Below are 13,094 nucleotides of genomic sequence, written 5' to 3'. Positions count from 1 at the left end.
TTGGCTTCTAGAAAACCGACCAGCCGATCCGTTGGCTGAGCAGTTCCAGCGCGGCCATGCCGGCCAGGGAGTTGCCGGCGGTATTGAGTTCCGGCGACCAGACGCAGACGCTGAACTGCCCGGGCACCACGGCCACAATCCCGCCGCCCACGCCGCTCTTGCCAGGCAGGCCGACGCGATAGGCGAAGTTGCCGGCCTCATCGTACAAACCGCTGGTGGCCATGATGGAGTTGACTTGCTGGGTCTGGCGAGCGCTGAGGATCTGCTCACCGCTGTGCTTGCAGAAACCATCGTTGGCCAGGAAGCAGAACGCCCGAGCCAGGTCGATGCAGTTCATTCGCAGCGCGCAATGGCTGAAATAGCTGCGCAACACCGCTTCCACGTCGTTATGGAAATTGCCGAAGGACTGCATCAGATAAGCCATCGCCGCGTTGCGGGCGCGGTGCTGGTATTCCGACTCGGCAACCTTGCCGTCTACCATCACCTGGGGATTGCCCGACAACCGTCGGACGAAATCGCGCATCGACAACGCCGGGGCGGCGAAGCGTGACTGGTTGATATCGCAGATCACCAAGGCACCGGCGTTGATGAACGGATTACGCGGCCGCCCGCGCTCGAATTCCAGTTGCACCAGGGAATTGAAGGGCTGGCCAGAGGGCTCATGGCCCAAGCGCTCCCAGATGGCTTCGCCGGAATGCTCGATGGCCTGCACCAGGCTGAAAACCTTGGAAATACTCTGCACCGAGAACGGCGTCTCGGCATCGCCCGCGCAATAGATCTCGCCATCGTTGCTGTACACGGCAATACCGAGTTGATTGGCCGCCACGGTGCCGAGGGCGGGAATGTAGTCGGCCACCTTGCCCTGACCAATCAGGGGGCGAACCGCATCGAGGATCTCGTTCAACAGTGCTTGCATGTGCGCAGGGGTCCGGTCATTCCCCGTTCGAGTGCGGGGATACAGACGCTAGACGCTGGTGGGTGGGGTCAGAGCACACTGATTATCTACCTTCAGGCACTCAACCCTTGTGGCGAGGGGATAAATCCCCTCGCCACAAAAGCCTCGCACAGTGCTTGAGCTGTGTGGGCGCTTGTCGTGAAATCCTGCGGTCTATAGTCAAGGATCAACCCGCAGGAGGTAACCGATGCGCCAGATCATGCAAAAGGAACCCTGGTGGGCCGCGCCGCCCCGGCCTGGGCAGGATGAAAGTGAATTGGAATGGGGCTGGCTGGTGGTCTACAGCGAAGGCGAGCCGCGTTTCGAGTTCATCAAGGAGCGCCCCACGGACGAACAGATCCGTCAGCGCAAAGGCTGCCGGGTCACACTCGGGTCCGAGTGACCGCGCTCATGGTTCGATGACAGGCAGGAACACCGGTCGGTTGCTCAGGTCTGCCGCCACCAGGCTATCGTCGATTTGCCCAGCCAGGTAGTACACCGCCGCCATGACGCCGCTGAGGGGATGCTTGAGCGATTTGAACCACGCTTCGTCGAACGCCGCGCTCAAGCTTTTACGGATCTGCGCTTCCATTTCCGGCCGTTCGCCCTCATGGATGATCGCCCGGATGCCCGCCACGCCTACCGAAATCAGCGCCCCTGCCGCCTTCCCGGCGACGGCCGCCGCCGCACCGGTCGCTCCTCGCGTGGCGAACTGCGCCTCGATTTTTTCACTGGTACGTTGCGCCACCGCGGCAATCACGGCGTCCGACGGACCGGAACCGGTGTCGGCGGCTTTGTCGACATGATCGATCAGCGCCGCATAGGCCGGCAGTGTATTGAGCGGTTCAGTGTGGATCATCTCGTACAACGTTGCGTTGCGCGTCGCTGGCGGTCCCAGGTTGATGGCCGTAATTGCGTGCAGACGTCGGTTCATCAGTTCGGTCGGGATTCGATGCCGTTGCGCAATGACCTGGACCTGTTGGTTGAGCAGGCGCAGGTAATACCCCGTCGCATTGGCCCGGATCGCCTCGGGATCGATTTCCACCGCCACCGGCTCCAGCACCTGCTCGCGATATTGTTCCTGCAGATAACCCGCCAGGCGCCTGGACGACGAGTCCGCCTCGCCCTTGGCGCTTGCCGAATACCAACTGACCTTCACGGCCAGCCACTCCTGGGTCCAGTAGCTGCTGAACCAGGGGATGAATGCAGCCTCGGTGCGCTCGTAGACCAGCACTCGCCAATGTTCCATCGATCCGCGCGCATAGAGTTCGGCTTGCTCGGTGGCGCTTTTCGACGCGGCGATGATCTGCCGGTCCGCCTGCCGCCAGGTGTCCGGCGCAATCACCACCGGGGCGACCTGTTGGCCGCGCTGCGACGTGGCGCACCCCGCCAGAACGAGCATCACGGCCAGCATCAGCGAACGCCGCACGATTGCGCCACCTTGGATTTTTCTCGACCATGGATTGAGTGTAGGCCGTCAGACAAGTCAATGTGGGAGGAGCTTGCTCGCGATGGCGGCGTATCAGTCGATGTCAACTTTGCTGACACACCGCTATCGGGAGCAAGCTCGCTCCCACAGGGTCTGCCACAAGCTCCCTCGCCACGAGTCGCGGTCGTGTCAGTTAAAACCGGGTGAAGTGCTCGAATTGCCAAGCATCCGCAGCGCCATCCTCGGACGGTTCATGCGAAGTGCCACTCGGCGTCCACTCGGTGCGCTGCCCCACCAGAGTGCCGAGGTAGGGCCTGGCGACCTCCAGCACCCGCTCGTGGTCCAGCTGTTCCGGCTCGACGATGCCGCGATCCGGATGCTCAACCGCCCAGACGATGCCAGACAGCACGCCTGCCGCCACCTGCAGGGTAGTGGCACTGTTGAAAGGCACCAGCGCGCGGGCTTCGTCAATGCTCAGCACCGAGCCAAACCAGTAGGCATTCAGCTCATGCCCCATGAACAACACCCCCAGCGCATCCGCACCGCCGCTGTCGATTTCGCCGTTGAGGATGCGCTGCCGGGCTTGGGTTTGCCAGCCGCGACCGATCAGCTCGTGGACCGAGAGCAAGGCGTCGTTGCAGGGGTGGTAGGCGTAATGCAGGGTCGGTCGATAGATCAGTCGACGCTGGTCCTTCACGGTAAGCAGGTCGGCTGTGGAAGCGGTTTCATGATGGGTGATCATCAGCCCCAGGCATGGCCCGCCCAACGGCGTCCAGGTCTTGACCAGCACGCTGGCGCTCTGGCGTGCCAGGTAGATCGCATTGCGACTGCCGAAGCGATGGCGCCGGGCAGACGCTGGCCAGGTTCGCTCATGGCTGCCCCATGCCAGCTCCGCCGGTTGGCTGCCTTCACTGATGAAGCCCTCCACTGACCAGGTGTTGACGAACTCGTCGTCCTCCTTGGGTTGCCGGGAACGCTGGGTATCACGCTCGGCAAAATGAATCACCTTGATCCCCAATTCCATGCATAACCTGGCCCAATCGACACCGGCGCGGCGCTGAGGTATCGGATGCTCCAACTGCACCGCCAGCTCCACCAGGCCGGCCTTCAGCAAGTGGGTGATCAAACCGGGATTGGCCCCGTGAGCGACCACCGCCGTCGGCCCTCCGGCCAATTTCTTGCGCAGGCTCAGGACCTGATAACGCAGCGCGTAATTGGTGCGATGGGAAAAATCCAGGTGCGGATCGTCATATCCGCCGGCCCACGGTTCGACACAGGTATCCAGGTACAGGGCGCCCTTGGCGCAGGCATATTCGATAATGGCCAGGGAACTGACTTCCACCGAAAGATTGACGATGAAGTCACCGGGTTTGACCCAGCGATCCAGCGTCTGCGCGAAGGTTTGCTCGGTCAATGCCTTGCGGACAAAACGGATCCCCCGATCCTTGAACCAGAGGTTCTGGTCGATCACCGGCGCGATCACGGTAATTTGCCTGACCTCGATATGGTCCTGCCCCAGTACCAATGGCAACGTGGCCCGGGCGATGGAGCCGAAGCCGATGAAGACCAGGTGGCCGCTGAACGGAACCTGATGGTTCATGTGCCGCCTCCTTGAGGGTTTACCGCGCCTGGAAATAACCAAGGCTGCCGTGAATCCCGACAGATACGGCGCGGGTCTCCCCGCGCCGCATCATTGCCGATTTACGATGTCCCCAGGCCGCCAGACAGATCCGCGCCGGAATGCGCGTGCCCGGTGGCCGGCGCAGCGCTTGGCTCGTCACGGTGCTCGGTGGTCTTGCTCACCGTATCGCGGACCGTTTCGTAGCCGTCGCGGGCCTTTTGCTTGGCCTTGTCGGCCAGGCCGGCGCTGGTCTTGCCCATTACCCGCTGTTCGGTCGACGTGCTGGGTAGGGCTGCTCCGAGCATGGCGCCCAAGGCGATACCCGCTGCCGCCATCATCAGCGGTTGCTCCTTGAGCAGGCGGCTGAACTGATCGCCCAGATCCTGGGAACCGTGGGCCAGACGGTCGCCTGTCTGCGTGGCGCTATGCCGTGCATTACGGGCGCTCGCCCCCAGGCCATCAGCCAGATGCGACGCCTTGTCCTTGAGCTGATGAAACCCTTCGCGCAAGGAGTTGGTGGTGTCATGCAGATGACCGCGGGCGCTGTCCAGGCCACCGGACAGTCCCTCGCTCCAGCCATTGGTGTCCTGGTCGGGGCCAACGCGATAACCGACCCGGGGCGGGTGGTTCTGGCCGAGCATCAGCCAGCACAAGCCGACCGTGGTCAGCACGGTTGGCACCGGATTGTTGCGCACCGTCGTGCCCAGGTTGCCGAAAAATTCGGCGCCATTGCCTTTCACCATGCCCAAGGCCTGATCAAGCATCTGCCCCGGCGTGAACTTGCTGCCCAAGGCATCGACGATGTGGCTGATATGGGCGCGCTGTTCGTCGATCTCGCGCTCGATGGTCTCCGGGCTCTTCTCCGCTTCAGTCTTCAATTCATCCTTCATGAGGCTTTCCTCCGCAGGGCTTCCTGGTCTTTGTGCATGGCATCGAGCGTTCGGTCAGGCTTGAAATGGGAAGGCTCGAATTGCTTCTTGCCGGACTGGACCATGACAAAACCGATGATCATCACCACCACGCCGACAATCAGCGCGGCCAGCCACGGCGCCATCATCGTGCTCAGGCCATACACCACTGCCATCAGGAGGATGATGAAGCCGGCCATCAGCACCATGGCGCCCCCGGCCACTGCGGCGATACCTGCCTTCAGGGTGTTGAGGCTCGCCTGGAATTCAGCCTTGGCCAGCGCCAGCTCCTTGGTAAAGAGCGAGGGGACTTCGTGGGTCAGTTGCCGCAGCAAGCCCATGACCGAGGCATCGTTTTCGGGCGTCGAGGCGCCGGCGGAACGCTGGATATCCGGGTCTGGTCGATTCATCACAATTCTCCTCTGGTATTGGCCGAACCCGGCAGCGAGCCGGTGGCGGAATCACTGGGATGGTCCTGAACGCTGGGTGAAGTCGGGGTTACGCCGGTGGCGAGGCCGCCGCTTGTTGCTGCTCCCGGACCGATGGGATCAGGCACGGGGTCAAAGGGTTGCGCGTCGAAGGGCTGGGCGCCGAAACCTTCGGCGGCTGGATCCGACTCCGTGGAGGCAGGGCTTTGCACTTCGGTGGTGATCGGCGAGGTGCCAGCCTTGAGGAAACGCGACAGCCCGAACCCCACCGCGATACTGCCGGCGAGGAACAGGCCGGGGTTATCCCGCGCCAGGCGAGAGCCATCGTGCAGCAGCTCTTCAGCGCTCTTGTTGCGCAGTTTGCTGGCCAGGCCGCTCATGCTGTCGGCCATGTCCGCCAGATAATGCGACAAGCCAAGGGTGTCGTTGGCTTCAAGCTCGGACATCGCGGACTTCGCGCCACGCGCCAGTGCATCGATCTGGTCCGCCGCGGTATCGCGGTACTGGCCGAAATGCGCATCGGCCTTTTCGCGGGCGCTGCCGATGGCTTCGTTAACGTCCTCCTTGATGTGGTTCAGGGATTCTTCAGGTCGTCCCTGGTTTGCGTTACCGCTTTGTCGCTCGGTGTTGTTGTCCGGGATAGTCATGTCTGTCCATCGCCTCCGTGATGAAAAACTCAACATCAGGCAAGCGCCGAAACGTTGCCTGGATAAGTGCCTCTCAGAACAAGTGACGGGACGCGCGGGAGCGTAGTTCCAACGAGTTTTATTGTCAGACGCTGTGCGGTCGTTGGGGGCGTTTGGCTGGGTTTCGCTTAAAAAAAAGGCATTGGGGATGAACTCCAATGCCCGATTCAACACTGCACCCGTGGCGAGGGAGCTTGCTCCCTCGCCATGAGAGCTCGTCAATTCAACCTCAGGTTTCCATCGTCGCCGCCTGGTTCCCGCCCTGCTCGGCGATTTTCGAAAGTTTCTCGTCGGTGGCTTTTTCTTCCTTGAGCGTCGCCAGCAACAAACCGACCACTTCGTCGCCCAGGTTCAAGTGCTTGGCCATGGCGATCAGCGTGCCGTAGCTGGCGATTTCGTAGTGCTCGATCTTCTGCTGGGCACCGATCAGCCCTGCATCGAGCACTGCGCCTTTTTCGATTTCTTCGATCAGCTCCTTGGACTCTTCCACCAGCCCTTCCATGGCAATGCATTTCATGCGCTTGAGCTTGATACCCGCCACTTCGACAAGGGTGTCGATGCGTTCGATCTGGCCTTGGGTTTCTTCAAGGTGATCGTTGAAGGCTTGCGCCAGCAAGGGGTTGGTGGTGGCTCGGGCCATGCGTGGCAAGGCACGAGTGATCTGTTTTTCGGCGCTGTAGACATCGGACAGTTCGTGAATGAACAGGTCCGTCACGGTTTTTCTGGCCATCTCGGCATCCTCCTTCGGGTTGAAGTGGTGAAGCGCCGCTTCACCTGTCATCAACACTGACCCGGAGCAAAATGCGGATGTTCAAGAAAATCCATGCACGCCTGGACAGAGGGTTCCGGGTGCGCTTTAACCCAGCGCAGTGTCGAGGAACATCATCACCGCAAAGCCCATCATCAGGCCCAGGGTCGCGGGTGTCTCGTGGCCGTTGCGATGGGTTTCCGGAATGACTTCATGGGAGACCACGAAGATCATCGCCCCCGCCGCCAGCCCGAGGCTGATGGGGTAAGCCACGGCCACGCCCGAGGACATGCCCAGGCCGATCACCGCGCCCAGCGGTTCCATCAATCCCGAACCGACCGCGATAAGTGCGGCCCGCAGGGTGCTGATCCCGGTCACACGCAGCGCCATGGCAATGGCCAGGCCTTCGGGGATGTCCTGGATCGCGATAGCGGTGGTCAGGGGCAGGCCGACCTTGAGGTCGCCATTGGCAAAGCTGACGCCGATGGCCATGCCCTCCGGCAGGTTGTGCAGGGTGATCGCGAGGACGAACAACCAGACCCGGTTGATGCGCTTGGCCTCGGGACCGCGGCGCCCACTCAGCTCATGTTCGTGGGGCACGAAGCGGTCGAGCCCGACCATCAGCGCGACGCCCAGCGCCAGGCCGATAACGACCACCAAGGCAGCAAGCAACTGGTTGCCGCAAATGATCTGCGCAGCCTCGATCCCCGGCAATATCAGCGAAAAAGAGCTGGCCGCGAGCATCATCCCGGCAGCGAAACCGAGCATGATGTCCTGGGTCCGCGATGAGATATCGCGTAGCACCACCGCCATCATCGCCCCCAGCGCGGTAGCGGCAAAACCGGATATCCCACCCAATGCCGCATAGCCGAGGTGTTGGCGATCGGCCCCCACCAGGGCGTTGTAGCCGCTATACAGCAGCAGTACGGCGACCAGTGCCAATCCCAGCCAGAAGCTCACGCCCAGCAGCAGGTTGTTTTGCACAGGATCAAGCCAGGTACGCCAGGGCGATCGGATCCGGGAGGTGGGCTGGTCCATCAAAGGTCCTTGTTGATTTGGCCGTGCAATACCCGACCGCCGAGCGCATTGGCAGAACGATCAGGCGGAATTTTCGGGCGGGGGGGCAAGGCCCCCTCGCCAACTTCTTACAGTTTGTCACCTTGCATCCCCGAACCCAAATCGGCGCCCGTGGTGGGATTGCTTTCAGGATTGGACATCGTCCGCGCCTTCATGTCCATCAACAGTGCCTCGTCCTTTTCACTCAACTGCACGCTGGCCAGGCCATCGCCGCCGTCGACCGCTGGCGTCGGATTCTCGACGTACTCCCAATCGTCGCCCTGGTTCCATGGACCGCGCACGGTAGGTTCACCCTGGGACATGTTGAAGTACACGTTGGTGAACTCCGGCATGCCTGGCAGTTTACCTTGCGGGAAGTTGGGCTGGATGGAATGCAGGGCTTTTTCGAACGACAGCTGGTGGGCGATTTCCCGGGTCATCAAGAAGCCCAGGGCTTCTTTCACACCAGGATCGTCCGTCACGTTCATCAGCCGCTCATAAACGATCTTCGCCCGGGCCTCGGCGGCGATGTTCGAACGCATGTCCGCCGTCGGTTCGCCGATCGTATCGATGTAGGCGGCGGTCCATGGCACACCGGCCGAGTTGGTCAACGGCGAGCCGGCGCCATACAGCACACTGGTGATGTGCGAGTCATTGCCGGCCCCGTTGATTTCCCGGTACAGCTGGCCCTCCTGCTCGACGCCTTCAGCCATCTTGCCCTTTGCCCCCTTGTTCAGCATGACGATGATGGAACCGATCACCTCCAGATGGCTGAGCTCTTCGGTGGCAATGTCCATCAGCAGGTCCTTGCGGCCCGGATCATCTTCGGACAAGGCCTGGGTGAAATAGCGCGACGCCGCCGCCAACTCGCCCTGGGCGCCGCCAAACTGTTCAAGCAACAGATTGGCCAGTCCTGGATTGGGCTCAGCGACACGCACGGTATATTGCAGTCGTTTGTTATGTACGAACATGGTAGAACTCCTCGATCAGGACACTCATGAGAACACTGCCGGCGGCAGGCCCATGAAAGTCAGAAGAAGTTAAACGGATAAGATTTGTTTTTTATTCAAGACAGAAGACGAATGGTAGTTTCAATCAACAGAAACTCATCCACGTCTTAATATAAGTGAACAAACGGAGCCGGGCATGACATGACCGACGCTATTTAAATCGATAGTGGCCGAAACAGACCCCATGCCAACGGCATGGGGCCTGCAGAGACCACGGGACATTACGATTTGCGACCGCCACCGTGGCTGTTTTCACCGCCTTTCTTACCGGCTTCAGAAGCTTTTTCCCGGTCGTTGGCAAAGTTGCCACCCGACGCCTGGCCACCTTTGCGGCCCGCTTCAGAAGCCCGTTCAGGGTCATTGGCAAAGTTGCCACCCGAGGCTTGACCACCTTTGCGGCCGGCCTCTGCGGCACGTTCCGGATCGTTGGCAAAATTGCCACCCGACATATGGCCACCCTTACGGCCGGCCTCGGCTGCGCGTTCCGGATCGTTGGCGAAGTTGCCACCCGATGCCTGGCCGCCTTTCTTGCCGGCTTCCGATGCTTTCTCACGATCGTTAGCGAAATTGCCAGGGTTGTTATTGCCTGTATTTGCCATTTCATTCACCTCGTTAGTTGCTATTTGCGAACCCCGTTGGCTCGTACTTATTCGGAAAACCTGAACCGCTCAAGGTTTGAAGAAAGTGCTTCAAACGGCGACGAACGGTCATCGTCTTATTTATATACCGCTGCGCTTGGCATGTATTGAAATCGGCTATCGCACAAGCGGCGATCAATTAGCACTATCAAATGTGAAACCATGTGGGAGCGAGCCTGCTCGCGAACGCAATTTATCAGTCGCTACTAATGTTGAACTTCCTATTGCATTCGCGAGCAGGCTCGCTCCCACGAGACCTCATTTCAAGCAGGTAAAAACAGTGCGTGTCTTTCCACGCTGTCCGCCAAGGGCCGGATGGCGCCAGCACCCCATTGCACCGGTCTCGTCACCCAGGCCGCGCGCCGTTCCAGGAAGCCAAAACTCGCGAGCTGCCGGTGTTGTCTTGCACCACCGCACTGACCGGCTTGCGGTGTCCGGGCACCCTGTCGCCGATGCCCGGATAAAGCGATGTTCAGGGTGAAATCGGATCGCTGGCCGGGAACGTTTCCTCCAGCGCTTCATCCAGTTGGTTGTTGGTAATGTCCCGCTCGCCGACCTTGCCACTTTGTTCGCAATGACAATCCGCCGCCGGACATGGCTCGCCATTCGGGTGTTGTTCCGCGCAGGCCTGGCTGCAATAGGCCTCGCCGTCATGATTGAACACCCGTTCAGGATCTACCTCGCAATGGCAGCCGGGGCAGCCACACTGCAGTTCGCTCATGTTTGTCCTCCAGGGGTCCGGTGTCGTCAGGATCCCACCAGTAATTGAACTTCAAGGTTGGCCGCCGCGACGCCGTGCTTCGCTACATACACTTCGTCGGTCCAGCCTTTGGTCAGGTTGCGATACGTCTGCATGCCAAGGGCCGCTCCGCTGTTCCATTCAATGACATCGCCAATGTCGACATCATTGGCGGGCCCTAGCTCAAGCACCGTGTGGCCGTCTTCTTCCGCCACATAGACGCCCACCCTGGCACTCTGTCGATTGATGGCTCTAACCTCACCGGTGGTCTGCTTCATACCTGTCCTCTTTGCGGTTGATGGCAGGTTTGGCGCGGCCGAACCGTGCCGGGCCGCGCCTCGCATTGCACCTCAGCGCTTGGCTTCGGTATGCGGATTGGCCGAACGCTCAAGGAACGCCTGGGTGATTTCCGGCAGATGATCGCGCAGCCATTCAGCCATGGCGATTTCCTGCGGCAGAATCTGCTCGCAGGCCTTTTGCGTTTCCACGTCACCGGCCACTTTCGCCGCTTCGATCAGCACCGTGTACGAAGCAATTTCCAGGTTCTCGAAGACGTAGCCACTCATGGCGCCCTTGACCACTTCGTCGCTCATCGCCATGCCACCCATGGCTTGACCGAACGCCATCAGCTTGCCGGCCATGTCCTTGAGCATCGACGGGCTACCGCCCAGGCGCTGGATGCATTGTTCCACCAGCTTCTGCTGGCCGAGCGTCTCTTCGATGTGCTGTTCGATCCGCGCCTTGAGCACGGGGTAGTGCTCCAGCCGCTCGGCCTGGGCCTTGAGCATTTTCTCCGCTTGCTGTTCCATGGCATGAGCGTCGTTGAGCCAATCCAGCAGGTTCTCTTTAGGGGTTGCCATTTACCTTCTCCTTAATCAGTGTTCATCGACGCACCGCAGTGCGAGAGCGCTGAAATACCGCACATAAGGTGGATGTCGCGCGCGCCGGGAAAGTTTGAACAATCACCTTCGGCGGGCGACGAAAGGCGCTTGGCGAAGCCGATGCTACCCTCAAGGAATCCAGGCCAGCGGAGTACACCCATGCCCGACGATCTTCACCGTGACCCCGTCGAACAATTGCAGGAATACCTGACCGGGCGGCGCTTCCTGGTGCTGACCGGAGCGGGCATCAGCACGCCGTCCGGCATACCCGATTACCGGGATAGCGACGGCGTGCGACGGGGCAGGCAACCGATGATGTACCAGGAATTCCTCGCCAGGCCCGAAGCGCGACGGCGCTACTGGGCGCGAGCGATGCTGGGCTGGCCACGCTTGCGCCAGGCACGGCCGAACCAGGCCCATGAGGCCTTGGCGGCGTTGCAGGGCCAGGCGCGCATCAGCGGCTTGATTACCCAGAATGTCGACGCCTTGCATGACCGGGCCGGGAGCCGCGATGTCATCGAGTTGCACGGCAGCCTGCATCGGGTACTGTGCCTGGACTGCGGCCAGCCGAGCGAGCGGCAGCAGATCCAGTTGTTGATGGAGGACCAGAACCCGTACCTGGCCGGTGTCGATGCGGTGCAAGCGCCCGACGGCGATACCTTGCTGGACCCGGCCTTCGAGGCCCGCTTTCAAATCCCCCGTTGCCCGCATTGCGATGGCGAACGCTTGAAACCCGACGTGGTGTTCTTTGGCGAAAACGTCGCCGCCGCTACCGCGACTCGCGCCACCGAGGCAGTCGGGCAAGCGGATGGATTGCTGGTGGTGGGTTCATCGCTGATGGCGTATTCGGCCTTTCGCCTATGTCGGGCGATCAAGGATCAGGGCAAGCCGCTGCTGGCGATCAACCGCGGCAAGACCCGCGCCGATGAGCTGTTGGATCTGAAGGTTGAAGTGGCTTGCGAAGACTTGTTGCCATTGCTGATCTAACACCGCCATCCACTGTGGGAGCGAGCTTGCTCGCGATAGCATTGGATCAGTTGCATCAATGTTGGCAGACACACCGCTATCGCGAGCAAGCTCGCTCCCACAGGGATTGGGTTATGCCGAAGGTAACTGCGCGCCCATATCCTGATCCCTGAGCGTATCGAACATCGCCTGGGCCGCGGCCGACAATTCATGACCCGGCTTGGTCAGCACGCCAATGGCCCGTTCTATTACCGGATCGCTGAGGGTGATGCAGCGGGCCCCCAGCTCGTGCATCTGGCCGACACACAGGGCTGGCACGGCGCTCACGCCCAGGCCGCTGGCAACCATCCGTCCGACAGTCGCCAATTGATGGCTTTCAAACTCGACCGGCAATTTCATGCCGCGAGCGTGCAGATGCTCTTCGAGCATCACCCGTACCGTCGAGGGTCGTTGCAAGGTGATGAACGGCTGCTCCAGCAGCATTTGCCAACGGATCTCGCCGAGCTTGGCCAGCGGCGAATCCAGCGGCACCACCGCGACGAAGCGATCGAGGTACAACGGCGTGAACGCCAGCGATGAACTTTGCATCGGCTCGAACGCAACGCCCAGTTCCACGTGACGATCACGGACCATTTCCAGCACCTGCTCGTTGATCACGTCGTTGACCGTGACGTTGACATTCGGGAACCGGGCGCGGAAGGTTTTGAGGATCGGCGGCAGCAGGTTGCCGGCAAACGAGGGCATCGCCGCCAGCGTCACGCGGCCGCGCTGCAAGGTGAAGCGCTGGCGCATTTCATCCTCGGCGTTTTCCCAGTCGGCCACCAGGCGGCGTGCCAATGGCAGCAGTGATTCACCTTCGGGCGTCAACGCTACGTTACGGGTGTTACGACTGAACAGGCGACCGCCGAGCCCTTCCTCCAGGGCCTTGATCGTCAGGCTCAGGGCCGATTGGGACAGATGCAGCCGCTCGCCGGCGACGGCGAAGCTCAGGCTCTGGGCCACGGCGAGGAAGGCGCGGATTTGCTTGAGGGTCATGGTCGCTGCGCTCCC

At 61.1% G+C, this 13,094-nt stretch carries 16 protein-coding genes; 2 read left to right on the top strand and 14 right to left on the bottom strand.

Features of this window, described 5'->3' with window-relative positions:
• Window positions 1-7: 7 nt before the first annotated feature.
• Complete coding sequence (gene glsB / locus J3P96_RS10715; RefSeq protein ID WP_434573347.1) at window positions 8-916, bottom strand: glutaminase B; 909 nt, start codon at window positions 914-916, stop codon at window positions 8-10.
• 226 nt (window positions 917-1,142) lie between these two features.
• Between glsB and J3P96_RS10710 the strand changes: the two genes are divergently transcribed.
• Complete coding sequence (locus tag J3P96_RS10710; RefSeq protein WP_434573346.1) at window positions 1,143-1,337, top strand: hypothetical protein; 195 nt, start codon at window positions 1,143-1,145, stop codon at window positions 1,335-1,337.
• Between the two features lie 6 nt (window positions 1,338-1,343).
• Here J3P96_RS10710 and J3P96_RS10705 read toward each other — a convergent pair whose 3' ends face one another.
• The 12 genes from J3P96_RS10705 to J3P96_RS10650 all read right to left on the bottom strand — a co-directional run bounded on the left by J3P96_RS10705 (window position 1,344) and on the right by J3P96_RS10650 (window position 11,057).
• Window positions 1,344-2,363, bottom strand: a complete 1,020-nt coding sequence (locus tag J3P96_RS10705) for a hypothetical protein (RefSeq protein WP_434656970.1) — start codon at window positions 2,361-2,363, stop codon at window positions 1,344-1,346.
• Window positions 2,364-2,556: 193 nt separating this feature from the next.
• Window positions 2,557-3,963 carry a saccharopine dehydrogenase C-terminal domain-containing protein gene (locus J3P96_RS10700; RefSeq protein WP_434656968.1) on the bottom strand — a complete coding sequence of 469 codons (1,407 nt, stop codon included), beginning with the start codon at window positions 3,961-3,963 and terminating at the stop codon, window positions 2,557-2,559.
• 101 nt (window positions 3,964-4,064) lie between these two features.
• Complete coding sequence (locus tag J3P96_RS10695; protein WP_434630095.1) at window positions 4,065-4,874, bottom strand: DUF3618 domain-containing protein; 810 nt, start codon at window positions 4,872-4,874, stop codon at window positions 4,065-4,067.
• Window positions 4,871-5,302 carry a phage holin family protein gene (locus J3P96_RS10690; RefSeq protein WP_434573341.1) on the bottom strand — a complete coding sequence of 144 codons (432 nt, stop codon included), beginning with the start codon at window positions 5,300-5,302 and terminating at the stop codon, window positions 4,871-4,873. Before J3P96_RS10690 ends, J3P96_RS10695 begins: the two co-directional genes overlap by 4 nt.
• Window positions 5,302-5,967, bottom strand: a complete 666-nt coding sequence (locus J3P96_RS10685; protein ID WP_434601203.1) for a hypothetical protein — start codon at window positions 5,965-5,967, stop codon at window positions 5,302-5,304. Before J3P96_RS10685 ends, J3P96_RS10690 begins: the two co-directional genes overlap by 1 nt.
• A 268-nt stretch (window positions 5,968-6,235) precedes the next feature.
• Window positions 6,236-6,736, bottom strand: coding sequence for a ferritin-like domain-containing protein (locus J3P96_RS10680; protein WP_434601204.1), 501 nt, complete (start codon window positions 6,734-6,736; stop codon window positions 6,236-6,238).
• 126 nt (window positions 6,737-6,862) lie between these two features.
• Window positions 6,863-7,792, bottom strand: coding sequence for a ZIP family metal transporter (locus J3P96_RS10675; RefSeq protein ID WP_434573336.1), 930 nt, complete (start codon window positions 7,790-7,792; stop codon window positions 6,863-6,865).
• Between the two features lie 107 nt (window positions 7,793-7,899).
• Window positions 7,900-8,781: a manganese catalase family protein gene (locus J3P96_RS10670; RefSeq protein ID WP_434557679.1), complete on the bottom strand. Its 882-nt coding sequence runs from the start codon at window positions 8,779-8,781 to the stop codon at window positions 7,900-7,902.
• Between the two features lie 260 nt (window positions 8,782-9,041).
• Window positions 9,042-9,419 carry a general stress protein gene (locus tag J3P96_RS10665; RefSeq protein ID WP_039589227.1) on the bottom strand — a complete coding sequence of 126 codons (378 nt, stop codon included), beginning with the start codon at window positions 9,417-9,419 and terminating at the stop codon, window positions 9,042-9,044.
• Between the two features lie 511 nt (window positions 9,420-9,930).
• Entirely contained in the window at window positions 9,931-10,179 is a 249-nt protein-coding gene (locus J3P96_RS10660) for a metallothionein (protein WP_305500228.1), read from the bottom strand.
• A gap of 26 nt (window positions 10,180-10,205) precedes the next feature.
• Window positions 10,206-10,475: a hypothetical protein gene (locus J3P96_RS10655; RefSeq protein WP_434656964.1), complete on the bottom strand. Its 270-nt coding sequence runs from the start codon at window positions 10,473-10,475 to the stop codon at window positions 10,206-10,208.
• A 72-nt stretch (window positions 10,476-10,547) separates the two neighbouring features.
• Window positions 10,548-11,057, bottom strand: a complete 510-nt coding sequence (locus tag J3P96_RS10650) for a ferritin-like domain-containing protein (protein WP_305500226.1) — start codon at window positions 11,055-11,057, stop codon at window positions 10,548-10,550.
• A gap of 180 nt (window positions 11,058-11,237) precedes the next feature.
• Here J3P96_RS10650 and J3P96_RS10645 point away from each other — a divergent pair, with 180 nt between their 5' ends.
• Window positions 11,238-12,065 carry an NAD-dependent protein deacetylase gene (locus J3P96_RS10645; protein WP_434656962.1) on the top strand — a complete coding sequence of 276 codons (828 nt, stop codon included), beginning with the start codon at window positions 11,238-11,240 and terminating at the stop codon, window positions 12,063-12,065.
• 111 nt (window positions 12,066-12,176) lie between these two features.
• Here the strand turns inward: J3P96_RS10645 and J3P96_RS10640 are convergent, their stop codons facing one another.
• Window positions 12,177-13,079: a LysR substrate-binding domain-containing protein gene (locus J3P96_RS10640; protein WP_434656959.1), complete on the bottom strand. Its 903-nt coding sequence runs from the start codon at window positions 13,077-13,079 to the stop codon at window positions 12,177-12,179.
• Between the last annotated feature and the right edge of the window lie 15 nt (window positions 13,080-13,094).

Source organism: Pseudomonas sp. R3-56 (assembly GCF_051132075.1).
GTDB lineage: Bacteria > Pseudomonadota > Gammaproteobacteria > Pseudomonadales > Pseudomonadaceae > Aquipseudomonas.
This window is presented reverse-complemented; position numbering and strand designations above follow the sequence as displayed.